The organism is Subtercola vilae, assembly GCF_004923255.1.
Taxonomy (GTDB): domain Bacteria; phylum Actinomycetota; class Actinomycetes; order Actinomycetales; family Microbacteriaceae; genus Subtercola; species Subtercola vilae.
Window position 1 is genome coordinate 1 of the sequence record NZ_QYRT01000028.1, and the last position, 23,747, is coordinate 23,747.

Annotated in this window: 17 protein-coding genes; 7 read left to right on the forward strand and 10 right to left on the reverse strand. The window is 68.8% G+C overall.

All coding sequences use genetic code 11. The annotated features are described in order from the left end of the window. From D4765_RS13265 to D4765_RS13275, 3 genes are all read right to left on the reverse strand, one after another. The coding region (locus tag D4765_RS13265) for a DUF222 domain-containing protein (RefSeq protein WP_136642786.1) at positions 1-793 on the reverse strand (793 nt) is incomplete at its 3' end. Between the two features lie 94 nt (positions 794-887). Continuing rightward, positions 888-1,901, reverse strand: coding sequence for a magnesium and cobalt transport protein CorA (locus tag D4765_RS13270; RefSeq protein ID WP_136642787.1), 1,014 nt, complete (start codon positions 1,899-1,901; stop codon positions 888-890). Between the two features lie 9 nt (positions 1,902-1,910). Continuing rightward, on the reverse strand, positions 1,911-3,593 hold the full coding sequence (locus D4765_RS13275; protein ID WP_136642788.1) for a phytoene desaturase family protein: 1,683 nt from the start codon (positions 3,591-3,593) through the stop codon (positions 1,911-1,913). A 62-nt stretch (positions 3,594-3,655) separates the two neighbouring features. Between D4765_RS13275 and D4765_RS13280 the strand changes: the two genes are divergently transcribed. Both D4765_RS13280 and D4765_RS13285 read left to right on the forward strand, forming a co-directional pair. Continuing rightward, on the forward strand, positions 3,656-4,645 hold the full coding sequence (locus D4765_RS13280; protein WP_237280428.1) for a DNA-3-methyladenine glycosylase family protein: 990 nt from the start codon (positions 3,656-3,658) through the stop codon (positions 4,643-4,645). Between the two features lie 35 nt (positions 4,646-4,680). Next, on the forward strand, positions 4,681-8,481 hold the full coding sequence (locus D4765_RS13285) for a proline dehydrogenase family protein (protein ID WP_201799319.1): 3,801 nt from the start codon (positions 4,681-4,683) through the stop codon (positions 8,479-8,481). Positions 8,482-8,547: 66 nt separating this feature from the next. Here the strand turns inward: D4765_RS13285 and D4765_RS13290 are convergent, their stop codons facing one another. Both D4765_RS13290 and D4765_RS13295 read right to left on the reverse strand, forming a co-directional pair. Next, positions 8,548-8,982, reverse strand: a complete 435-nt coding sequence (locus D4765_RS13290; protein ID WP_237280429.1) for a GntR family transcriptional regulator — start codon at positions 8,980-8,982, stop codon at positions 8,548-8,550. Between the two features lie 3 nt (positions 8,983-8,985). After that, a complete protein-coding gene (locus D4765_RS13295) occupies positions 8,986-9,414 on the reverse strand; it encodes an Lrp/AsnC family transcriptional regulator (RefSeq protein WP_116281334.1) in 429 nt (142 codons plus the stop codon). A 240-nt stretch (positions 9,415-9,654) separates the two neighbouring features. Here D4765_RS13295 and ddaH point away from each other — a divergent pair, with 240 nt between their 5' ends. After that, on the forward strand, positions 9,655-10,506 hold the full coding sequence (ddaH, locus tag D4765_RS13300) for a dimethylargininase (protein ID WP_338054636.1): 852 nt from the start codon (positions 9,655-9,657) through the stop codon (positions 10,504-10,506). Beyond that, positions 10,503-11,831 (forward strand): ornithine--oxo-acid transaminase, encoded by a 1,329-nt coding sequence (rocD, locus tag D4765_RS13305; protein ID WP_136642790.1) that lies wholly within the window; start codon positions 10,503-10,505, stop codon positions 11,829-11,831. The genes ddaH and rocD overlap by 4 nt, the downstream gene beginning before the upstream one ends. Before the next feature lie 564 nt (positions 11,832-12,395). Here rocD and D4765_RS13310 read toward each other — a convergent pair. The 4 genes from D4765_RS13310 to D4765_RS13325 all read right to left on the reverse strand — a co-directional run bounded on the left by D4765_RS13310 (position 12,396) and on the right by D4765_RS13325 (position 16,363). Beyond that, complete coding sequence (locus D4765_RS13310) at positions 12,396-13,160, reverse strand: hypothetical protein (RefSeq protein WP_161580445.1); 765 nt, start codon at positions 13,158-13,160, stop codon at positions 12,396-12,398. A gap of 233 nt (positions 13,161-13,393) precedes the next feature. Then, the gene (locus tag D4765_RS13315) at positions 13,394-14,185 is read right to left on the reverse strand and encodes a hypothetical protein (RefSeq protein ID WP_136642792.1); all 792 of its coding nucleotides are present in this window, start codon (positions 14,183-14,185) and stop codon (positions 13,394-13,396) included. Positions 14,186-14,292: 107 nt separating this feature from the next. Further along, entirely contained in the window at positions 14,293-15,555 is a 1,263-nt protein-coding gene (locus D4765_RS13320) for an alpha-hydroxy acid oxidase (protein WP_136642793.1), read from the reverse strand. Then, entirely contained in the window at positions 15,548-16,363 is an 816-nt protein-coding gene (locus D4765_RS13325) for a FadR/GntR family transcriptional regulator (protein WP_237280430.1), read from the reverse strand. The genes D4765_RS13320 and D4765_RS13325 overlap by 8 nt, the downstream gene beginning before the upstream one ends. Positions 16,364-16,524: 161 nt before the next feature. On the opposite strand from D4765_RS13325, the gene D4765_RS13330 reads away from it, so the two are divergent. The 3 genes from D4765_RS13330 to D4765_RS13340 all read left to right on the forward strand — a co-directional run bounded on the left by D4765_RS13330 (position 16,525) and on the right by D4765_RS13340 (position 20,967). Beyond that, the gene (locus D4765_RS13330; protein ID WP_136642794.1) at positions 16,525-17,799 is read left to right on the forward strand and encodes a bifunctional glycosyltransferase family 2/GtrA family protein; all 1,275 of its coding nucleotides are present in this window, start codon (positions 16,525-16,527) and stop codon (positions 17,797-17,799) included. Continuing rightward, entirely contained in the window at positions 17,799-20,009 is a 2,211-nt protein-coding gene (locus D4765_RS13335) for a glycosyltransferase family 39 protein (protein ID WP_136642795.1), read from the forward strand. The genes D4765_RS13330 and D4765_RS13335 overlap by 1 nt, the downstream gene beginning before the upstream one ends. Before the next feature lie 76 nt (positions 20,010-20,085). Continuing rightward, positions 20,086-20,967 carry a PfkB family carbohydrate kinase gene (locus D4765_RS13340; RefSeq protein WP_136642796.1) on the forward strand — a complete coding sequence of 294 codons (882 nt, stop codon included), beginning with the start codon at positions 20,086-20,088 and terminating at the stop codon, positions 20,965-20,967. Positions 20,968-21,046: 79 nt separating this feature from the next. Here D4765_RS13340 and D4765_RS13345 read toward each other — a convergent pair whose 3' ends face one another. Beyond that, a complete protein-coding gene (locus D4765_RS13345) occupies positions 21,047-23,743 on the reverse strand; it encodes a glycoside hydrolase family 78 protein (RefSeq protein ID WP_136642797.1) in 2,697 nt (898 codons plus the stop codon). Positions 23,744-23,747 lie beyond the last annotated feature (4 nt).

Genomic DNA, 23,747 nt, shown 5'->3' on the forward strand with positions numbered 1-23,747 from the left:
CAGCAGGAGTGTCGGTTTCGAACTGGGGGCGCACCCTCGGGGACTGCAACGCTTCCAACAACGCCCGCAAACTGCCTGCTTGCAGGGGTGGGAGGAGGGCGATCATTTTGGTCATCCCATCACCCTGAGCCGTGAACCTCACATACCGTTTCGACTGCAACACCCGGTCAGTGGGTTCCACACCGTCAGGGTCAAGATGCGCCCGCACCCGCGACGCCAGCAAACCGATATCGTCCGCGGAGTACCGGAACCCACCCGAGATGTTCCGTGCAGCGTCGACCAACGCTTTTTCGGCGTCACGGATCTCCTGGGTGAACCCCAACTGGGCTGCGACGTCGGTCAGGTTACGAACGATCTGCGCCGCCGCATCCACACCCAAACTGCCATCCGTCAGGCCCTGCTCGACGTGCGGGAAGTTCGACGGGATCACCACCCCATTGATCGACACCCCCGACCTGACACTCTTACCGAGCTTCAGCCAGCTGCTCGCGGTATGCCCTGCCCCACCCGTCACCGCCGCCACCAGCTTCGGTACCGTCGTGAAATTCTGTGCCCGAGACAGCGACCCATCCCCCAACTCCGCCCGGGACCTCTCAGCCACCTCCCCCGCCAACCGCACACGCAACCCGTCCACTAACCGGCCCAGCTTCTCCGCATCTGCGATCCGCGACAACAATGCTTCATCGGCAAGCCCGAAGGGCGCGGCAGCCCCACACCACCCCGCCACAACACCAACCACCTCATCAAAGGCAGCCCCGTCAGCAGCAGGCGAAGTGGTGGGCGATTCATTCATGACCCAAGTCAACCACCAACCACTGACATTCACTCAACAAATCAGGCCCATAACGACCCCCACCAGAAAAGAATCTCAAAAAACTTTTTCGCCCCTAGAGCCAACCGCGCTTCTTGAACGCGAAGTACAGCGCCACGCCCGATCCGAGCATCAACGCCAACGCAAACGGGTACCCGAGAAACCACTTCAGTTCGGGCATGTTTGTGAAGTTCATCCCGTAGATCGCTGCCACCAGTGTGGGAGCAAACAGCACCGCAGCCCACGACGAGATCTTCTTCACCTGCTCGCCCTGGGCGAGGCTCGTCTCGGTCATTCGCGTCATCTCGTCGTTCTGTTTCTGCGCGATGAGCGTCGAGTGAACCGTGAGGCCGTTTTCGAGAAGCGAACGATACGAATCAGCCCGCTCTGTGAGCCGGATGACATGGTCGAGCACGTCACGAAAGTGGCGTTTGATTTCGAGGTCGCCGTCGGCGCTGAGGCCTTCGACGAGGCGGCTGATCATGTCTTCGAGGGGGGTGGTGGCGCGCTGAAACGAGATGACTTCGCGCAGCAGGTCGTAGATGCGGCGGGAGACGTCGCGGTCGCCGCTGAAGATCTGGTCTTCGATCTCGTCGATGTCGTTTTCGAGGCCCGAGAGTACGGGGGCATAGTCGTCGACGATGAGATCGAGGATGCCGTAGAGAATCGTGTGGGTGCCCTCGGCGAGCAGGTCGGGGTGCGCCTCGAGCCGGCGCCGAACTGCGTCGATGTCGGGGAAGTCGAAGTGGTTCACCGAGACCACGAAGTCGGGTCCGAGAAAGAGGTGCACTTCACCGAACTGCACTTTTTCGACGTCGTCGAGGTACTTCGCGGGGCGCAGAACGATGAACAGCGTCTCACCGTAGCGCTCGAGTTTGGCGCGCTGGTGGCCGGTGAGGGCATCGGTCACGGCGAGGTGGTGCAGGCTCAGCTCGTCGGCGACGGCCTGTAGTTCGGCTTTGTCGGGCCGGTTCATATCGATCCAGGCCACGCCCTGGTTGGCGCGCATGACCTCGAAGGTCTCGTCGAGGTTCTTTGGTTCGGCAGTGCGTCTGCCGTCGACGTAAACAGCGTTGTCGGTGATGGTCACGCAGTCAGACTAATGGTGGATGCCCGGCTCTCCTTGCCCGCTGCCCTGGGCTTGCGCGGCGGCCGTCACTCGTTCGATCACGGCCATCGCCGCGCTGTGGCCGCCGAGGCCACTCACTGCTCCTCCTCGGCGTGAGCCTGAACCGCACAGCAGGATCCGCTCGTGCTCCGTCGCCACACCCCACCGCTGGGCGGGGGTGTCGAGCGGCTCGTCGTCGTCGGCGAAGGGCCAGCTGAGGGTGCCGTGGAAGATGTTTCCGCCGGGCAGGCGCAGCGCGTGCTCGAGGTCGAGGGTGGTCTTGGTTTCGATGCAGGGTCGCCCCCGGGCATCCAGCATCAGGCAGTCTTCGATGGGTTCAGCCAGAACGCTGTTCAGCGAGGCGAGCACGGCCGCCTGAACTTCGTCGCGAAACGCGTCGTTGGTCTCCTCGGTGACGAGGCGGTGCGGCACGTGAAGGGCGAAGACAGTGAGGGTGTGGGCGCCGGCAGCGCGCAGTTCGGGCGAGAGGATGCTCGGGTCGGCCAGTGAGTGGCAGTAGATCTCAGCCGGCAGCGGCCGGGGGAGGGCGCCACTGGCGGCAGAGAGGTAGGCCGCATCGAGTTGGCTGTAGGTCTCGTTGATGTGGAAGGTACCGCCGAACGCGGCCTCGGGTGAGAGGGAGGGGTCGCGCAGGGCGGGCAGGCGGGTGAGCATGAGGTTGACCTTGGCCTGGGCGCCTTCGGGGGCGGCCGCACCCGCGGGCGTGCCGGGTGAACCACTCGCGGCGGAGAGCAGCCGCGCCAGCTCGGTGGGCGAGACGTTCGCCAGCACGGTGTCGGCGCGGAGGGTGTGCGGGCGGGCATCCAGAGCGTAGGTGACCTCACCGGTGGGCGACACGGCCGTCACGTCGGCACCGGTCACGAGGGTGGCGCCGGCCGAGCGGGCGGCGGTGGCGAGTGCGGTGGTGACGGCTCCCATGCCGCCCACGGGTACATCCCAGTCGCCGGTGCCGCCGCCGATGAGATGGTAGAGAAAGCAGATGTTCTGGGCGAGGTCGGCGTCGTGGGCGCGGGCGAAGGTTCCAATGAGGGCGTCGGTCAGTACGACCCCGCGCACGACGTCGTTCGCGAGGTGGCGCTCGATGACCTCGCCGATGGGTCGCTCGATCATGGAGTGCCAGAGATGGTCGGCGGCGAGGCGTTCGCGAAGGTCGCTGCGGCGGGGCAGGGGGCCGGTGAGGGTGGGCCAGACCACCTCGGCGAGGCGGCGAGTGTGCTCGTAGAAGTCGGTGAAGGGGTCGGCGTCGGCGGCGCCCCCGATGGCGGCGAACGAGGCGCGGGTGGCATCGGGGTCGGCCGTGTCGATGAGGAGGCCGGCGGTGGCGCGCAGGTCGCCGTCGCCGGGGAGACCGGCGGTTCCGCGCGGCACCGGCGTGTACGACGAGTAGCGGCGCCGCACCAGGGTGAGGTCGAGCCCGAGTTCGGTGATGATCTGCTGCGGAAGAAGGCTCACAAGGTAGGAGTAGCGCGAGAGCCGGGCATCCACCCCCTCGAACGGGCTCGCCGAGACGGCCGCCCCGCCGAGCTCTGGCAGGCGTTCGAGCACCGTCACGGCGAGCCCGGCGCGGGCGAGGTAGGCCGCCGCGACGAGGCCGTTGTGGCCGCCGCCGACGATGACGACGTCGGCCGTGAGGGTGGCGGGTTCGCTGTTCATGCCCCGAGCATAGGCCTGTCGGTTCGCGAGTGTCAGACGAACGACTTAGTCTTCTGAGCACGATGGATGCACAGCTCAACGCCACACGGCAGACGGGCGTACGGCTTGCCACAGGCCGCTCCGTCGCCGCGCCCGCGCGTGCACCGCTCAGCACGGTGTACACGCCCGCGCACCCGGTGAACCTCCGCCAGACCGTCGGCCCGCTGCTGCGTGGGGTCACCGAACCCACCATGCGCTTCACCCCGAACGGGTTCTGGCGGGTCTCCCGCACCCCTCTCGGCCCGGTCACGCTGCACGTCGAGAGTCGCGGGGCTGACGTTCTGGCCACCGCGTGGGGCCCGGGCGCCGAATGGGCTCTGGATGCCCTGCCCGAGCTGCTCGGCAAATCAGACGACTGGTCGGGGCTCGACCTCAGCGCCGTGCCACCCCTCGCCGAGGTGCGGCGGCGCCACCCGGCCCTGTGGCTCACCTGCACCTCGCTCGTCTTCGAGACCCTGGTGCCCACCATCCTCGAGCAGAAGATCACCACAGTCGAGGCGCGCAGGGCGTGGCGGTACCTCGTGGCGAAGTACGGCGAGGTGCCTCCGGGGCCCGCGCCCGAGGGCATGCGCGTACAGCCGAGCGTGCGCGGCTGGCAGCTGATCCCGTCGTGGGAGTGGCACCGGGCGGGGGTCGGCCCCGAACGTTCGCGGGCCATCATGGCGGCGGCAGCGGTCGCCTCCGGGCTCGACCGTCTCGCGGCCGCCGGCCGTTCGGTGGCGGGCGTGCTCGAGAAGCTGCAGACCGTGAGCGGCATCGGCCCGTGGACGGCGGCGGAGACGAGCCAGCGCTCGCACGGGCATCCTGATGCCGTCAGTGTCGGCGACTACCATCTTGCAGCCCATGTGGGGTGGGTGCTCATCGGCGAACCGGTCGATGACGCGGGCATGCTCGAGCTGCTCGAGCCGTGGCGGGGGCACCGGCAGCGGGTGGTGCGGCTCATTCTGGCAAGCGGTGTTCCGAAGCCGCGGTTCGCGCCGCGCGCCACCATTCAGGATCACCGCTGGCACTAGGCCGTGGCGGCCGGTCTGCGGGTTAGTGTCAGAGCATGATCGAACACGCGGAGAACCCCGGGGCAGCGGAGCTCGACGAGGCGCAGGCTGAGGCTGGGGTCGAGCAGGTCGAGCCCGGCAGCGCCGAAGTGCCCGGCGCGCCGGCCGGCCTCCCGGGGCTCGCCGACGAAGCGGCCCTGCTGGTGCGCGAGTGGCTGCGCGAAAGCGCTCAGCTGCCGCCCGACCCTTCCGAAGCCCGTCTGGCCGCCGCCCTGGCCGCACCCGAGACCCTCGCGTTCGCGCTCGACTTCGTCGACGGCGTCATGCGTCCCGACGACCTGGCCGTGGCGGCCGCGAACCTCGAGAAGCTCGCCGAACTGGCGCCCGATGCGCTGCCGGCGCCGCTGCGTTCGGCCCTCCGCGCCGGCGGAACCGTGGGGCAAGCCCTGCCCTGGGCCGTCGTTCCGCTGGCGAAGCGGGCGCTACGCCAGGCCCTCGGACACCTCGTCATCGATGCCACCCCGTCGAAGCTCGCCGACTCCATCGCAGAGCTCACCGCCGACGGATCCCGCCTCACGCTCACCCTTCTCGGCGACCCCGTTCTGGGCGATGCCGCGGCCGCGGCCCGGCTCGAGGGCATCCTCGCGCTCGTGCAGCGCGACGACGTCGATGCCGTCTCGCTGTCAGTGCGGTCGGTCGCCGCGAACGTCTCGCTGTGGGCCTTCGATGAGACGGTCGAACGCGTCGCACACGCGCTGGTTCCGCTGTACCGGGCGGCGTTGCCCGCTGCAGGCTCCGACCGGCGCGCCACGCTGATCACCCTCGACATCGAGCAGTACTGCGATCTCGATCTCACCATTGCCGTGTTCGAACGGGTGCTCGGCCGGCCCGAGTTTCTGAGGCTCGAGGCCGCAATCGTGCTGCAGGCATACCTTCCCGAGGCGCTCGGGGTGCTGCAGGGCCTGCAGCGCTTCAGCGCCGCGCGCGTCGAGCGAGGCGGGGCGCCGATCACCGTGCGGTTGGTGAAAGGGGCGAACCTGGCGGGCGAGGTCGCCGAGGCGGGCATCCAGAACTGGCCGCTGGCGACCTTCGACAGTGCGCTTCAGACTGACACGAACTTCAAGCGGCTGCTCGACTGGGCGTTGACGCCTGCGAGGCTGGATGCCCTCCGCATCGGCATCGCAACCCACAACCTGTTCGACATCGCTTTCGCCTGGTTGCTCGCCGAGCGGCGGGGGGTCACTGAGTGGGTGCACGTCGAGATGCTCTCAGCTGTGGCCTCGCTGGCGGCGGCGCACGCGCAGGTGGTGGCGCGGCACGTCGGCGGTCTGACGCTCTACGTGCCGGTGGTGCATCCGCGGGAGTTCGACGCGGCGGTCGCTCACGTGGTGGGGCAGCTCGGCGGGATGCTGGCGGGCGAAGGGTTTCTCCCGGCAGCGCTCGAGCTCGGGGCGGGCGACGCGCTGTTCGATCGGGAGCAGAAGCGGTTTCTTGCCTCGGTGCGGGAACTCGCGTCGGCGGAGGAGCTGAGTGAGGCGGGCCCGGGGGAGTCGGCGGTGGAGTCGGCTTCGGGGGCGCTGTCTTCGACGCTGAGCGAGGCCCGACCGAACCGAACGCAGAATCGCCTGCGGCCCGACGATCTTGCTGCGCGTGCGGCTGGTTCGTTGCCGCGTACCTCTGTTGGCGCACTCAATACCACGCCGAACACCGACCCGGCGCTGGCCGCGAACCGGGAGTGGGCGGCGCACCTGCTGAGCCGGGTTCCCGACTCGACGCTGGGCTCCGGCGGGGCATCCATCACAGCCGTCGACACCATCTCGATCACCACCGGGGCACTCGACGAGCTGCTCGACAACGCGGCCGAGGCGGGCGCGTCGTGGGGCGCCGAACCGCCCGCCGTTCGTGCAGCCGCCGTGCGCCGCGGCGCGCTCGCGCTCGAGGCGAACCGCGACCGGCTCGTCGAAGTGCTCGCGTCCGAGGTTGGCGCCACGATCGGCGAGGCCGACCTCGAGGTCAGCGAGGCCGTAGACGCTGCCCGCCTCTCTTCCGCGCAGGCTGACGAGGTCGGGCGTGTCGACGGTGCGCGGTTCGTCTCGCCGCGCCTTCTCGTCGTGCTCGCCTCGGCGCAGCCCGCCGTATCGCTCCTGGCCGCAAATGTTCTGGGCGCCCTCGCTGCAGGTGCGGCAGTCATCGTGAGCCCGGCACCCGAAGCCCTTCGTTCGGCAACTGTGCTCGTCGAGGCGCTCTGGGAGGCGGGCATCCGGCGCGAACTCGTCACGCTCTTCGACTTCGACTTCGACTTCGGTCGCGACGAATACGTGCTCGAGCGTGCGCTCGCCACGCATCCGGCGGTCGATCGCGTGCTGTTCTCGGGCTCGCACGAACTGGCCGTGCTGCTGCGCTCGGGGCGCCACGATCTTCGGTTCGGAGGTGAGATCGATGGCGCCGTCGCAAGGGGTGATGCTGCAGCATCCGGTACGGGCGCCGGAATGGGCCCTGCGACCGGCGACGCAACGGGTGCTACAGCGGGCGTCACAACGGGCGCGGCAACGGGCTCCGCGAACATCATCGTCGTCACGCCCAGCGCCGACCTCGACCATGCGGTGGCCGACATCGTGGCGAGCGCGTTCGACCACGCCGGCCAGGCACGCTCGGCCGTGCACACGGTGATCCTGGTGGGGTCGGTTGCGAAGTCGGCCCGTTTTCGCCGCCAACTCGTCGACGCCGTCACCTCGCTGCGGGTGGGTACCGCTGATGACCCCGCAACGCAGGTCGGGCCACTCGTCGCTGCGGCGACGGGTGCGGTGCTGCAGGCGCTCACCACCCTTGGCCCCGGCGAGCACTGGCTCGTCGAGCCGCGCCAGCTCGACACCGACGGCGCACTGTGGTCGCCGGGCGTGCGCACAGGAGTGGCTGCGGGCTCCGAGTTTCAGCGCGCCGAGCATCCGGTTCCCGTGCTGGGCCTCGTGCACGTTGCCACTCTCACCGAAGCGATCGAGTTGCAGAACTCCAGCGCGGGCGGGCTCACGGGCAGGCTGCACTCGCTCGATGCGCTCGAGGTGCGGCAGTGGGTGGCGCAGGTGTCGGCCGGCACTCTGAACGTGAACCGGGGAATGGCCGGAGCCGTGCTGCATCGGCAGCCGGTCGGGGGTTGGAACCGGGCATCCATCGGCCCAGCTGCCCCTGCTGGCGGCCCCGACTTCGTTGCGAGCCTCGTAGCGTGGCAGCCCGAGGAGGGTGTCGCCAGCTCGGAACTCAGCCTTGCCGGCCTCGAGACCAGCGTCGCTGAGCTGCTCACCGCGGCCACGGCAGGGCTCGACTGGCGCGAGTTCGACGCTGTGCGCCGCGCCGCCGTGAGCGACGAACAGGCCTGGCAGCAGCGATTCGCTCCGCGTGACCGATCGCTCACCGTGCTCGAGATGAGCGTGCTGCGGTACCGCCCCGTCGCCGTGGTGATCAGGGTTTCTGAGGGTGAGCAGTTGCGCGACCTGGTGCGCTTGCTCGCCGCCGCGACCCGCGCCGGATCGCCGCTCGCGCTGAGCACTGCGTTCAAGCTGCCCCGGCCGCTCCGCGCGCTGCTGAAGGAGCGGCACGTGCGGGTCTTCGTTGAAGACGACTCCACGTGGCTGCAACGGGCGGCGGTCGTTGGTGACGGTGCGCCGAGAATCCGGATGCTCGGGGGCGACCCTCGCGCCCTGGCCGACGCGCTCGGCGGTAGCCCCGACGTGGCCGTCTACTCGGGGCCCGCCACGCTCGCGGGTCGCGTCGAGCTGCTGCCGTTCCTGCGGCAGCAGACGGTGACCGTCGCTGCGCACCGCGCTGCCACGTTGGCGCGTCTCGCCGACGGCCTGCTCTAGCCGCGCGCCCGCGGGCCGGGTACGGCGGCTCGCTGTGGGGAGGCAGCACACGTGGGGTGCAGCGCGTCAGACCGCGCGCAGCGCCTCGGCGATCGTCGCCAGCGCCGCGTCGTCGCCGAGCCCCAGCTCGCGCACGCGCCGCGCGTACTCGAGCGCCGCCACCTGCGCCTGGCGCTGAGGCCCGTCGCCGGTGGGCGCAACGGATGTGCCCCCGCGCCCGCGCGTGACGAGCACGCCGTCGCGTTCCAGCTCGCGGTAGACCTTCGCCACGGTGTTCGGCGCGAGGCCAAGTTGTTCGGCGAGCCGCCGAACGGGCGGCAGGGCAGCACCCGGTGCGAGAGTGCCACTTCGAACGTCGGTGAGCACCAGCACGCGCAACTGATCGGATGCGGTCGCCGCTGACCGTGCATCCATCGCCCAACTCGAAACCCCCGTGGTGCTCGCGCTGATGGCCTCCGCGCCTCCGCCGGCACCCCCGCCAGCCCCACTCTCGCCAGCCACCAGCTACCTTTTGATGAGGTTCGACAGCACGATGGCGCTGCGGGTGTGGTCGACGTTCGGAGCGATGCGCACTCGCTCAAGTGCCAGCTCGAGGCTCGGAATGTCTCTCGAACGCATGTGCACAATGGCATCTGCGCTGCCGGTCACGGTTCCGGCGTCGACGACCTCTGGAACGCCCGAGAGGATGCGCTTCAGTTCGGCAGGGGCGACGGTGCCGCGGCAGAACAGTTCGACGTAGGCTTCGGTCACTTTTCCGTCGAGCGAGGTGTCGAGCAGAACGGTGAACCCGCGAATGATTCCGTCGGCGATCAGCCGGTCGATGCGGCGCTTGACCGCCGATGCCGAGAGCCCGATGACCTGGCCGATGTCGCCGTAACCGGTGCGCGCGTTGAGCTTCAGGAGGTCGATGATTCGAAAGTCGAGGTTATCCATTCGAACGAGCTTACGCACTTTTATTGCACGGGGTGTAGATTTGCGCCGCTTTCGAGCGCACGACGCCCACCTGTTGACATTAAGTGCGTGCCACACTGGAGGCCTGGCGTGCTCCTCGGAGCCTCTCGGACAACGTCCGCCATCCACTCTTCTCGGAGGATGCCCGTGTCTACCCCACTAACCACCGCGCCCGTCACCCCCGCGCCCGTCACCCCCGCTGCCCAGCACGACCCCGTCACCCTGGCCACACCCGTGACTCCGCCCCTGCGCCGCGCGGCCCCGCACACCTACCTCATGTGCCGCCCCGACTTCTTCACCGTCACGTACAAGATCAACCCGTGGATGGATCCGGCCATCCCCACCGACACTTCCCTCGCCCTCCGTCAGTGGCAGACGCTCTACGACACCTACATCGCCCTCGGCCACACCGTCGAACTCATCGATCAGATCGACGGACTGCCCGACATGGTGTACTCGGCCAACGGCGGTTTCGTCATCGACAACCTCGCCTACGGCGCCAGCTTCACCCATCCCGAGCGCCAGCCCGAGGGCCCCGCGTACATGCGCTGGTTCGCCGACGCCGGTTTCACGGTGGCCGAGCCCCAGAACATCAACGAGGGCGAAGGCGACTTCATGCTCGTCGGCGACACCATTCTGGCGGGCACAGGCTTTCGCAGCGCATCCAACTCCCACGAAGAGGTTGCGCGGCTCTACGACCGCGAGGTCGTCACGCTGAACCTGGTCAACCCGAACTTCTACCACCTCGACACGGCCATTGCGGTGTTGAACCAGTCGGCCGACGAGGCTCCGGATGCTGCGACCATCGCCTACCTCCCGAGCGCTTTCGACGCCCCCAGTCGCGCCGAACTCGAGCGGCGCTACCCCGAAGCCATTCTGGTCAGCGAGGCCGATGCTGCCGTACTGGGCCTCAACTCGATCAGCGACGGATACAACGTGGTCATCGCCTCCCGCGCCACCGGCTTCGAGGCGCAGCTCCGGGAGCGCGGGTACAACCCCATCGGCGTCGACCTGTCTGAGCTACTGCTCGGCGGCGGCGGAGTGAAGTGCTGCACGCTGGAGCTGCGCCGATGAGCGGGGCGGGCGGGGTGCAGGGGAACGCCGCTGCGACGCTCGATGGTGCGGGTCGGAGCGCGAGTGGCGAGGGTGCGGCATCCGGTGCCGGCTCGCTCACCGAGCAGGCCATCGCGCGCGAAGAGGCGCACGCCGCCCATAACTACCACCCGCTGCCCATCGTGGTCGAGTCGGGCGAGGGCGCGTGGGTCACGGGCGTCGACGGGCAGCGCTACCTCGACTGCCTCGCCGCGTACTCGGCCGTGAACTTCGGGCACTCGAACCCCGTGCTGCTGGGCGCCGCGCGTGCCCAGCTGGGGCGCATCACGCTCACGTCGCGGGCCTTTCACAACGACCAGCTCGGCCCGTTCGTCGAGGCGCTCGCCGCCCTCGCCGGCAAAGACATGGTGCTACCGATGAACACGGGGGCCGAGGCCGTCGAGTCGGGGCTCAAGGTCGCACGCGCGTGGGGGTACCGCGTGAAGGGCGTGCCCGATGGCCTCGCCAACATCATCGTGGCCGACGGAAACTTTCACGGCCGCACGATCTCCATCGTGAGTTTCTCCGACGACGCTTCGGCGCGCGACGGGTTCGGGCCGTTCACGCCCGGGTTCCGTTCGGTGCCGTACGGTGACGCGGCTGCTCTTGCTTCTGCGATTGACGAGAACACCGTCGCCGTGCTGCTTGAGCCCATCCAAGGCGAGGCGGGCATCATCGTGCCGCCCGCGTCGTACCTGCCAGCCGTGCGGGAGATCTGCACGGCGGCGAACGTGCTGATGATCGCCGACGAGATCCAGTCGGGGCTCGGCCGCACCGGCAGCACCTTCGCGTGCGACCGGGTGGGTGTCGTGCCCGACCTGTACCTGCTCGGCAAGGCGCTCGGCGGGGGTATCGTTCCTGTCTCCGCCGTCGTCGGCAACGCCGATGTTCTGGGTGTTCTGCGCCCGGGCGAGCACGGCTCCACCTTTGGCGGCAACCCGCTCGCCGCTGCGGTGGGCCTCGCTGTCGTGAAGCTGCTCGCCACCGGCGAGTACCAGGAGCGAGCGGATGCCCTGGGCGCGCACCTGGCAGCGCGCCTCACGGCGCTTCTCGGCCACGGGGTCGTCGCCGTGCGCACCGCGGGGCTCTGGGCCGGCATCGACATCGATCCCGCGCTCGCTTCGGGGCGCGAGGTCTGCGAGCGGCTCATGGTGCGCGGGGTTCTGGCGAAAGACACGCACGGGTCGACCATCCGGCTGGCGCCGCCGCTCACGGTCACGCCGGCCGACCTCGACTTCGCGGTCGACCAGCTCGCGGCGGTGCTCGCGGAGCTCGCGGCGGCTGCGCCGCTCGCGCCCGTCGCCTGACCCGCTCGCGCCCGTCGCCTGACCCGATGGGCTCGTCGACTTTCCCGAGTCTGTCGTTGTGCGCCTTGCGTGGCGACGGTCTGGGGCAAGTCGATCGCCTCCGCCCGGTCGATCGGGCGTGAGCTGCTCGGCCATCCGAGTTCGACGTGCGCTTCGTGGTGGTCTCGTGCGCTGCGTGGCGCCACTGCGTGGCCGATGTGCGATGCCCGTCGCCCTCGTACTCCCCGCGCGGTCAGGGCGCGGTACGGGTGACGCGAGCCCACGAACAGGGCTTCGTTCTCGTGAGCATCAGCCAGAAGCGGTACACCCCACACCGCTGCGGCGGGGCCCACAGCAGAACGGGTGCTCGGGCATCCGCTGCCGAAGGGCCTCGCAGCGACTCCGGATGCCCGCTGGCCTCTCCCTGGCCCGAACCCCGCGAAGCGGAGTCACGATATCGGCGCGCCGAAGCCGCTGCGCACTGACGCCCGCCGCTCGCGCCTGCACGACACTGACCGCGCCGCTGCGGAGTTCCTCCGGGAGTGGTTGTGCACGGTTCGCGCTTCACCCTCCCACCGTCGTGAACTACACGAAGAGGCGGATGACGGCGCTCGCCGAGTTGTTGGTGGGGTTGGTGTCGCCGCCGGAGCCCGTCGGAATTGTGGTTCCGATGGTCACAGGGGCGCCTGCGAGGGTGATCTGCTGAAACTGAACCGTTAGCGGCTGAGAAGAAGCGCCTCCAGCGATGGGGGTGGCATAGATGAAGTAGAGGAAAGTGGGTGAGGTGGTGTCGAGTGTCCAACCAGCGCCGGCATAGGTGACTGCTCCCTTCAGGCTCTCGCTGGGCCTGTCAACGAAGACCGCAGTGGTACCGGTGCTCGGGTCGCTCAGCACGTTCTTCACGGTGACGATGTAGTTCACCGCTGTGGGGGTGTCGTTCGGCAGGATGCTCGGTTCGACCTCGGCGGTCGGAGTGAGGTCGATCAGCGGAAGGGGTGGCTCGGTCGGGGTGGATGTCACTGTGGGTGTGGGAGTCGGCGTGGCCGTCGCACCGCCGGACGGCGTTGGAGTTCCCGTGTTTGTGCCCGCCCCAGACCCCGTGCCCCCACCCGAACCGGTTGTCGACGTCGATACTGCCCCGGTGACCGGCCGCTCAGCGCACGAAGCCGAGTGCGCCGCCGCCTGCGCGGGGGGAGCCCCCGCCGTGCTGATCAGCGCCCCGCCGCCCGCGAGTAGCAGCACGAGCCCGAGCGCCGAAGCGCCGCGCTTGTGTTTGCGGAGCGCAAACCACACCCCGACCCCGGCGGCGACGAGTACCACCCCGACGACGATCCACGAAACGACCGGCAAACCGGTACTGGCAAGACAATCCACTGCGACTCCCAAATGTTCTGGCGAGGCACCGTGGCACCTTCACCCTAAATGACTAACACTCACATTACAGTAGTGAGAGAAAATCGAATATTAGCCTCGTTATCGTGAGCATCAGCCGGAGGTGGTATCCCCCATTCCGCTGCGGCGGTGGCCACCGAAGAACGCGTGCTCGGGCATCCGGTGCCGAACGCTCAACTCACCGTCGTGAATTACACAAAGAGGCGGATGATGGCGCTCGCCGAGTTGTTGGCGGGGTTGGTGTCACCGCCGGAGCCCGCGTCGATGGTGGTCGTGATCGCAACAGGAGCTCCCGCAAGAGTGATGTCCGGAAACTGCACAGTGAGGGGTTGCGAGGAGGCGCCGCCCGCAATTTGACTGGAATAGGTGAAGAAAACCTTATCGGGGGCTGACCTCGTCGAGTCGAGGGCCCATCCGCCACCGCCGAAGGAGACAGGCCCGCTGCTCTCGACGGGAATGACAACGGTGATCTCAACCGGGCCGGTGCTCGGGTCGCTCAGCACGTTCTTCACGGTGACGATGTAGTTCACCGCTGTGGGGGTGTCGTTCGGCAGGATGCTCGGTTCGACCTCGGCGGTCGGAGTGAGGTCGATCAACGGTGCGGGCGGTGCCGTGGTCGTAGGTGGGGGTGTCAACGTCGGGGTGGGCGTGGGAATCGGCGAGACGGTAGGGCTCCCCGATGGCGTCGGTGTAGCGGCGCCCGCGCCCGCGCCTCCACCCGACCCGGGCGTCGACGTCGATACCGCCCCGGCGACAGGCCGCTCAGCGCACGAAGCCGAGTGCGCCGCCGCCTGCGCCGGGGGAGCCCCCGCCGTGCTGATCAGCGCCCCGCCGCCCGCGAGCAGCAGCACGAGCCCCAGCGCCGAAGCGCCGCGCTTGTGTTTGCGGAGCGCAAACCACACCCCGACCCCGGCGGCGACGAGCACCACTCCGACGACGATCCACGAAACGACCGGCAACCCGGTACTGGCAAGACAATCCACTGCGACTCCCAAATGTTCTGGCGAGGCACCGTGGCACCTTCACTCTAAATGACTAACGCTCACATTACAGTAGTGAGAGAAAATCGAATAAAGGAGAAAAGAAAGTGCTACCCGATGTGCACCGGCGCCGAGGTCGCCCGCGCCCGCGGGATGAGTCGCTCGAGCTGCGTCACGTGCTCGGGCGTGAGCTCTTCGAGCGAGTTGACGCCGAGCAGCCGCATGGTGCGCACGATCTGGTCGCCGAGAATCTGAATCATGCGGTCGACACCCTCACGTCCACCCGCCATGAGCCCGTAGAGGTACGCACGCCCCACGAGTGTGAACCGCGCCCCGAGCGCCACAGCCGCCACGATGTCGGCACCCGACATGATGCCCGTGTCGAGGTGAACCTCGTACTCCGTGCCCACCTCGCGAACAACTTCGGGCAGCAGGTGAAAGGGAATCGGTGCTCGGTCGAGCTGGCGGCCGCCGTGGTTCGAGAGCACGATTCCGTCGACGCCCAGGTCGGCGAGGCGGCGAGCGTCTGCGATGTTCTGCACACCCTTCACCACGATCTTGCCGGGCCACTGCGCCTTGATCCAGGCCAGGTCATCGAACGTCACGGTGGGGTCGAACATCGAGTCGAGCAGCTCGCCGACGGTTCCCGACCAGCGGTCGAGCGACGCGAAGGCCAGTGGCTCGGTGGTGAGAAAGTTGACCCACCATTCGGGCCGCGGCAGCGCGTTGATGATGGTGCCGGCCGTGAGCTGCGGCGGAATCGAGAATCCGTTGCGCTTGTCGCGCAACCGCGCCCCCGCCACAGGAACATCGACCGTCACGAGCAGGGTGTCGAATCCAGCCGCGGCTGCCCTCTCAACCAGAGCCATCGAGCGGTCGCGGTCTTTCCACATGTACAGCTGAAACCAGTTGCGACCATTCGGGTTCGCAGCCTTGACGTCTTCGATCGCCGAGGTACCCATTGTCGACAGCGAGAACGGGATGCCCGCCGCAGCGGCCGCGCCAGCCCCCGCTATCTCACCCTCGGTCTGCATCATGCGCGTGAACCCGGTGGGCGCGATACCGAACGGCATCGAGACCGGAGCACCCAGAACATCCCAGCCCGTGGTGACCTTCGACACGTCACGCAGAATCGACGGGTTGAACTGAATGTCTTCGAACGCCTGGCGGGCCCGCGCGAGGCTGATCTCGCCCTCGGCCGCGCCCTCGGTGTAGTCGAAGGCAGCTTTCGGGGTTCGGCGTTTCGCGATGTCGCGCAGGTCGGCAATGGTCAGTGCCGATTCGAGGCGACGCCGCTTCGCGTTCAGGTCGGGGGCCTTGAAGTGCATCAGGGGTGCGAGGTCGCGCACCTTCGGAATTCGACGGTCAACCATGAGTGAGTCCTTTCGGGGTGAGAGGCGGGGTGAGACGTGGGGTGAGGGGTGCCGTGCCGAAACCGGCCTCGGCGTAGTACTGCGAAATGTGGTCGTCGACGGTGGCCCGGGCGACGGCAGGGTCGCCCGCCTCGATGGCGGCGACGATGGCGCGGTGCTCGCGTTTCAATCGGCTCGAGGTGGCCTGCCACGATGCGAGATGGGATGCCCCCGCCAGCGCATAGCTTTCGATCGAGTCGCGCAGCCCCGTCATCATGGCCGCGATGACCTCGTTTCCCGCAGCCTCGGCGAGCGAATAGTGAAATTGAGCGTCGAGCGCGAGAAACTCGGCCGTGGTGGGCTCGGCGTTTCCCGATACCTCCATAGCGTCGAGCAGTTCACGGGCCGCCGACAGATCGGGCTGGGCGAGCGCAGCGAGTTGCCCCGCGACGGCCGTCTCGAGAATCAGCCGGGTGCTCACCACGTCGTCGACACGAAACCCCTGCGCCGCAACCTGAAGCCTGATCAACGACGACATTCCACCCGACGGCCTGGCGATGATGATGGCGCCCGAGCCGGGCCCCGACCCGGTCTGCGTGCGCAACAGGCCAAGCACCTCGAGCACGCGAAGGGCTTCGCGAACCGATGACCGGCCCACCCCCAGCTCGGCCGACAGCGTTCGCTCGGGCGGCAGGTGATCGCCCGGCACGAGGGCGCCCGAAATGAGTTGCGCCTCGATGTGGGCGAGCACGTCTTCCCATGCGCGGGTCGACGATGCGACCCCCGCGGCACCCCGCCCCGCACCGCTCGGCCTCACGAAATCGCCCACCCCGTGCATCCTTTCGCCGTCGAAGAAGAAAAACTGTGGTCTGACCATATGGTCTGACCACACAATACAAGATTCCAGAGAAAAACGGAACCTGAAATTGTCATAGCTGGGTCATAGGCAAAGACCAGAACCCGCTGAGTCTGGCGGGAGAGTATCTCTGCATGACCTCGCATGACTCCTCCCTCGCCCTGGACGTCGTGGTGCCCGTGTACAACGAGCAGAACGCGCTCGAGTCCTGCGTCAGACGCCTGGCTGCCTATCTCACCGAATCGATGTCGGTGGCCTGGCAGATCACCATCGCTGACAACGCCAGCGTCGATGCGACCCCCGAGATCGCCGACCGGCTGGCTGCAGAGATTTCCGCCGTGCGTGTCATCCATACGAAGCGCAAGGGTCGAGGCCATGCACTCAAGATGGCGTGGGGCTCGTCGACCGCACACGTGCTCGCGTATGTCGACGTCGACCTGTCAACTGATCTCGCCGCCCTGCCGCCCCTGGTCGCTCCGCTGCTGTCGGGGCACTCCGACGTAGCCATCGGCACCCGGCTCTCCCGCTCGTCGCGCGTGGTGCGCGGCGGTAAGCGCGAGTTCATCTCCCGCAGCTACAACGTGCTGCTGCACGGCATGCTGGGCGCCAACTTCTCTGACGCGCAGTGCGGTTTCAAAGCCATTCGTGCCGATGTTGCCGCCGCGCTCCTTCCACTCGTGCAAGACGACGCCTGGTTCTTCGACACCGAGCTGCTCGTCATCGCGCAGCGCAGCGGCCTGCGAATCCACGAGGTTCCCGTCGACTGGATCGACGACCTCGACTCCCGCGTCGAAATCGCCTCGACCGTGAAGCAAGACCTGCGCGGCGTCTTCCGCGTGGGCCGCGACCTCGCTCGCGGGGTCATCCCCGTGCAGTCGGTGTACGCCGAGCTCGGCCGTTCGCCCATCGGGCGTGTCGACCGGCCGTCGTTTCTCGGTCAGGTGGTTCGGTTCGCTGTGGTGGGCGGATGCTCCACCATCGCCTACGCCCTCCTCTACCTGCTCTCCCAGGGCCTCATCGGGTCTCAGGCCGCCAACTTCAGCGCGCTGCTCATCACAACCATCGCCAACACCTGGGCGAACCGGCGTTTCACGTTCGCCATTCGCGGGTCGGCAAAAGCTGTCACGCACCAGTTTCAGGGCTTGATCGTCTTTGCGCTTGCCTGGGTCATCACCTCGGGCTCGCTGCTCGCCCTGAACCTGTTCGCGCCGAGCGCGCCCACCGCGGTGGAGCTGATCGTGCTCACCGTTGCCAACCTCGTCGCCACCGCCCTGCGGTTCGTACTGCTGCGCCGCTGGGTGTTCAAGGCACCCGCGGCTGAGCACACAACCGACCGCGAATGCACCTACGGCACCCCCGCCGCTGCCTCGGCCACCGAACATCCCACTCAGAAAGCGAGCGCCGCCTGATGACCAGCAGCACTCTTCCCCGCCCGGTCAGCCCCGGCCGCACAGGCACCCCGTCTTCGAGCGACCTCAGCGCGCGCATCCGGAACCTCGGCCGTTCGCTCATTCGCGGCCGCGCCACCAACGCAGTGTGGGAGCGCCCGGCTCTGCTCGGCCTGCTCATTCTCACGACCCTCGCCTACCTCTGGAACCTCTCGAACAGCGGCTACGCCAACGAGTTCTACTCGGCCGCCGTGCAGGCCGGCTCGCAGAACTGGGAGGCGTTTCTCTTCGGCTCGTCTGACGCCGGCAACTCGATCACGGTCGACAAGCCGCCCGCCAGCCTCTGGATCATGGCGCTCTCGGTGCGCGCCTTCGGCCTGAGCTCGTTCTCGATTCTGCTGCCCGAGGCCCTGATGGGCGTGCTCACCGTGGCCCTCGTCTACGTCATCGTGCGCCGGCACTTCTCGCCGGGAGCCGCCCTCATCGCGGGAGCCGTCATGGCCAGCACGCCGGTGGCGGCGCTGATGTTCCGGTTCAACAATCCCGATGCGCTGCTCGTTCTGCTGCTCACCGCCTCGGTCTACTTCACTCTGCGCGCCATCGAAAGCGGCCGCATGCGCTGGCTCCTGCTCGCCGGCGCCATGGTCGGCTTCGGCTTTCTCACCAAGCAACTGCAGGCCTTCGTCATCCTGCCGCCGCTCGTCGTCGCCTACGCCTGGGCCGCGCCCATCCCGTTTCGCCGCCGCATCGGGCACCTGTTCGCCGCGCTCGGCGCCGTCATCGTGTCGGCAGGCTGGTGGGTTGCGCTCATCGAACTCGTGCCCGCGTCGATGCGCCCCTACGTCGGCGGTTCGCAGAACAACGACTTCCTCGAACTGACCTTCGGCTACAACGGCTTTGGTCGCCTCACCGGCGCCGAAACCGGCAGCGTCACCGGCGGCGCTGGCGGCGGCGCCACGACCGGCGGCCAATGGGGGGCCACCGGCTTCACCCGCCTGTTCGATGGCGAATTCGGCGGCCAGATCGCCTGGCTCATCCCGGCAGCCCTCGCCCTGCTCGTCATCTCGTTTGTGCTCCTGCGTCGCCAGAAGCGAACGGATGCGCGCCGCGCCACCCTCGTCATGTTCGGTGGCTGGCTGGTGGTGACCGGGCTGCTGTTCAGTTTCATGGCCGGAATCTTCCACGCCTATTACACGGTCGCTCTCGCACCTGCCATCGCGGGCGTCGTCGGAGCCGGCGCCGTTCTCCTCTTCAACACCCGCCGCCATCTCTGGGCCCGCCTCGTCTCGGCCGCGCTCGTACTCGTCACCGTCTTCTGGGCCTACTCGCTGCTGACGCGGGCGGCCGAATGGATGCCCTGGCTCAAGTTCGCCGTCGTCATCCTCGGTGTCGTGGCCGCCGTTCTGCTGGTCTTCCGGTTCACGGTTCGCGCTCTACGAATCACGACCATCGTCGTCACCCTCACAGCGGTGCTCCTGGCGCCCACCGCGTACACCCTCGAAACCATCTCGGTCGGACACACCGGCTCGATCGTCACGGCGGGCCCCACTGTCGCATCGTCAACCTCGTTCGGCGGCGGAGCGTTCGGTGCCCGCGGCGGGGCCGGCAACTTCGCCGGTGGCCGGCGCACGGCTGGCGGCGGCACGGCCGGAACCGGCGGTGCCGGTGGTGCGGGTACCGCTCCGCAGGGCGGCTTCGGCCAGCTCGGCGGCGGTACCGGTACCGGCACCGGAGCTGGTACGGGTACGGGCACGACGGGCGGTATGGGTACGGGCGGTACGGGCACGGGAACGCCCGGCGGTACCGGCACCGGCACCCCCACCGGCACCCGCGGCGGTGGCGGCGGCGGCGGAGGCCTGCTCGGCGGAGCCACGGTCAGCACCCAGGTCAGCGCACTGCTGAAGGCCAATGCTTCCAGCTACACCTGGGCGGCCGCGGCCATCGGCTCCCAGAACGCCGCCAGCTACCAGCTCGCCACCCAGGCGGCCGTCATGCCCATCGGCGGCTTCAACGGCAGCGACCCCTCACCCACCCTCGCAGGGTTCACGGCCGATGTGGCTGCGGGCAAGATCCACTACTTCATCTCCTCTGGCAACATCGGAACCTCGAACGGCGGCAGCTCCATCTCCTCCCAGATCGCGAGCTGGGTGGCCGCGAACTTCACCGCCACCTCCGTCGACGGAACCACCCTCTACGACCTGACCGCCGCCTCAACCACGGCGACCAGCTAGCGGCCTCGTGGGGGCTCTGATCGCCCCCGGCTAAGCTGTTCAGCGTCGAAACTTCGCCGTCGAAAGGTTCTGGCTCGTGGGTCGTGTGTTCGTAGTGGGTTCGTTGAACGTCGACTCGGTCGTGCGAGTCGAGCGTCATCCCTCGCCCGGTGAAACCGTTCGGGGCGGCGACCTCGCCACCTTCTGGGGCGGCAAAGGCGCGAACCAGGCTGTCGCGGCCGCCGAAGCCGGGGCAGACGTCATCTTCATCGGCCGTGTCGGCGACGACCCCGAAGGCCACGCCTACCGCACCCGCCTCGCCTCCCGCTCGATCGACGTCAGGCCCCTCGGCATCACCCATGGTGTCACCACCGGCCACGCCATGATCGCCGTCTCCGGCGACGGCGAGAACACCATCATCGTCTCGCCCGGCGCCAACGCCCGTGTCACCCTCGACGACCTCGCCCTCCTCCGCCCCGCCTCCTTCTCCGCCACCGACACCCTCAACACCACCGACACGGCCTACGACTCCGAGCCGGGCGGCATCACTGCAGGAGATGTGCTGCTCGCGTCGCTCGAGCTCGACTTCGACGTGGTGTCCGAAGCGGTGCGCCTGGCTGCGGCCGCAGGGGCGCGGGTGGTGCTGAACCTCGCTCCGTTCGCCGTGCTGCCGGCCGGGGTACTGGCGCTGGCCGACCCCGTGATCGTCAATGAGCACGAGGCAGAGGAGCTCCGGGCATCCGGAGCCCTGCCCCCCTCGGTGCTCATCACTCTCGGCCCTGACGGATCCCGCTGGGGCAGCACAACCGTGCCCGGCACCCGCGTCGACTCCGTCGTCGACACCACTGGGGCCGGCGACACCTACTGCGGAACCCTCGCCGCCCATCTCGCCGCCGGCGCCACCCCCGACGCGGCCATGCTTGCTGCCAGTGCCGCCGCCGCTCGCAGCGTCACCTGGCTGGGCGCCCAGCCCGCCTGACCCCGCTCTGCGCCTCAGCCCCCGCCCCTGGTTCTCCGAGCGGGCCGTTGGCGACCCGCGTGCGCGCTGACGTGGGCCGTCAGGCAGCGGCCGACGTGAAGGTGTGCGCGCCGGGACCGACCGCGAGCAGGCGCCCGTCGGGCAGCTCGAGGGTGCCCGTGGTGCCGAGCGGCAGCGACACATCGACCGTGAGGCTGCCACCCCCCACCCGCCACGCGATCGAGACCGTTCCGTACGGCGACTCGTGCCGCGCACTCGCCGATGTCAGCCCCCCTCCCGGCCGCGGCGCGAACGCGACCGTGCGATACCCGGGCGACGCCGGCGCGAGCCCCGCCACCACGCGGTGCAGCCAGTCGGCCACGGCGCCGAGCGCGTAGTGGTTGAACGAGGTCATCTCGCCCGGGTTGATGGTTCCGTCGGGCAGCTGGCTGTCCCATCGCTCCCAGATCGTGGTCGCCCCGCTCGCCACGGTGTACAGCCACGACGGGCACTCCTGCTCGAGCAGCAGCGCGTAGGCGCGTTCCACCCCGCCGGTGCTCGTGAGGGCGTCGGAGACGACGTTGGTGCCGGCGAATCCGGTGGCGATGCGATTGCCCGCTGTTTCGACGAGCGACGCCAGGCGAGCACCGGCTCCCGCCACCTGGGCGGGAGTGGGCAGAAGGTCGAATTCGATGGCCAGCGCATAGGCGGTCTGGGCGTCGCTCGTGAGCCGGCCATCCGGAAGCACGTACTCGGCAGCGAACGCCGCCCGAACCTCGGCCGCCAGCGCGAAGTACCGCGCCGCATCGGCGGTGAGGCCGAGCACTTCAGCCGAGCGCGCGAGGTGCAGCGTCGACCACGCGAAGTACGCCGTCGCCACGAGGTACCGGTCGGTGAGCGCGTCGGCCGGGTCTTCGGGCGGCGCGGCGGGGTCGAGCCAGTCGCCGAGTTGAAACCCGGTGTTCCACAGACGGCTGGGGCCCGCCAGCGACTCCATCAGGTCGACCCAGCCCTTCGCGCTCTCATACTGGGCCGCGAGGATGCCCGTGTCACCGAATCGCTCGTAGAGCACCCACGGGGTGAGCACCGCCACGTCACCCCACACCGCGCCGGGGCGAATCGGCGTCCACATCTCGCCGCCCGGAATCACCGGAACGTACCAGGGCACCGTGCCGTCAGGCAGCTGCTCGGCCGCCACATCGCGAAGCCAGGAGCCGAGCATTCCCGAGCAGTCGTACAGAAAGGATGCCGTCGGAGCGAACACTTGAATGTCGCCTGTCCAGCCCAACCGTTCGTCGCGCTGGGGGCAGTCGGTGGGAATGTCGACGAAGTTGCCGCGCATGCTCCACCGCACGTTCTCGTGCAGGCGGTTGACGAGCGGGTCTGACGATTCGAACCATCCGGTGCGCGCCATGTCGGTGTGGTAGACCCGGGCAACGATGTCGCCGGGCCGCAGTTCGCCCGGCCATCCGGTGACCTCGGCGTAGCGAAAACCGTGGATCGTGAAGCGCGGCTCCCACACCTCTTCGCCGCCGCCCGCGAGCGTGTAGCGGTCGGTCGCCGCGGCCCCCCGCAGCGGCCGCGTGTAGAGCTCGCCGTCGTGCAGCACTTCGGCGTGCCTCAGCGTCACGGTCTGCCCGCGTTCGCCTCGCACCCGGATGCTCAGCCGACCCGACAGGTTCTGCCCGAAGTCGAGCAGGGTGGCGCCCGACGGGCTCGAGGTGACAGAGACAGGCTCGAGCTCTTCAGTCGAGCGCACTGGCGGCCCCTGCGGCGCGATGAGCACCGTAGCGTCGTGCGGCGAGACCACCACGGGGGTGAACCCGCTCGCGTCGAACCCGGGCGACGACCATCCGGGGCCCGCTACCTCGACGCCATTGCCCGCCCCCGCCGCACCCGCCTCGACCACGTCGCCCGACCCCGCCGTCACCCGCGCGTCGAACGTCTCGCCGTCGTACAGCTCGGTGAACCCGATCGGGCCGAACCCGGCCTGCCAGTCGGCGTCGGTCGCGACTGTCACCGTGCGCCCATCGTCGAGCGTCACCTCGAGCTGCGCGATGAGCGCCAGCTCGGTGCCGTACAGGTTGCGGTGGCCGCCGTTGAAGCCGTACCGCCCGCGAAACCAGCCGTCGGCGAGCCACGAGCCGATCACGTTGGCTCCGGATGCGAGGTGTGCGGTGACGTCGTACGTGTAGTACCGCAGGCGCTCGCCGTAGACGGTCCAGCCGGGGCTGAGGGCGTCGTCGCCCACGCGCTTGCCGTTGATCTCGACCTCGTAGAGGCCGTGCGCGGTGACGTAGAGGCGGGCCGAGGCGACGCCGGCGTCGAGCGTGAATTCTCGGCGGAGCAGCGGCGGGCGCCGGTCGGCTGCGTCGTCTTCGGCCCACGCGGGGCCGGCGGCGAGGGCGCTCCAGTCGCCGGGCTGCAGCAACCCTGCTTCGACCACGCCCTGCTCCGACCACTCGGAGACCGCGCCGAACACCGTGTCGGAGGTGGTTGCGGCGGTCGAGTCGGCGGCGCCCGCGCCGGCACCCCACACCCGCACGCGCACGGCCACCCGTTCGCGCGACGTGAGCGGGGCATCCGGCCACGCCACCAGCACCTGCTCGCCCGACACGATGCGGCCCGACGAGTGCACCTCGCCGCCGCGCTCGAACGACACCTCGTAGGCCGTCTGCACCCACTCGTTGTCGCCCGCGTCGCCGCTGGCCTTCCACGACAGCCGCGGCTCGGCCTCGCCGATGCCGAGGGCGTCGCGGTGGTGCTCGAACGTGGGTGCGGTGATGCTGACGGTCATGGCT

Excerpts from the sequence above, each read along its gene's own strand:
- D4765_RS13285 (WP_201799319.1), top strand. The coding sequence starts at position 4,681 with ATGATCGAACACGCGGAGAACCCCGGGGCAGCGGAGCTCGACGAGGCG.
- D4765_RS13335 (WP_136642795.1), top strand. The coding sequence starts at position 17,799 with ATGACCAGCAGCACTCTTCCCCGCCCGGTCAGCCCCGGCCGCACAGGC.
- D4765_RS13280 (WP_237280428.1), top strand. The coding sequence starts at position 3,656 with ATGGATGCACAGCTCAACGCCACACGGCAGACGGGCGTACGGCTTGCC.
- D4765_RS13330 (WP_136642794.1), top strand. The coding sequence starts at position 16,525 with ATGACCTCGCATGACTCCTCCCTCGCCCTGGACGTCGTGGTGCCCGTG.
- D4765_RS13295 (WP_116281334.1), bottom strand. The coding sequence starts at position 9,414 with ATGGATAACCTCGACTTTCGAATCATCGACCTCCTGAAGCTCAACGCG.
- D4765_RS13345 (WP_136642797.1), bottom strand. The coding sequence starts at position 23,743 with ATGACCGTCAGCATCACCGCACCCACGTTCGAGCACCACCGCGACGCC.
- D4765_RS13275 (WP_136642788.1), bottom strand. The coding sequence starts at position 3,593 with ATGAACAGCGAACCCGCCACCCTCACGGCCGACGTCGTCATCGTCGGC.
- rocD (WP_136642790.1), top strand. The coding sequence starts at position 10,503 with ATGAGCGGGGCGGGCGGGGTGCAGGGGAACGCCGCTGCGACGCTCGAT.
- D4765_RS13320 (WP_136642793.1), bottom strand. The coding sequence starts at position 15,555 with ATGGTTGACCGTCGAATTCCGAAGGTGCGCGACCTCGCACCCCTGATG.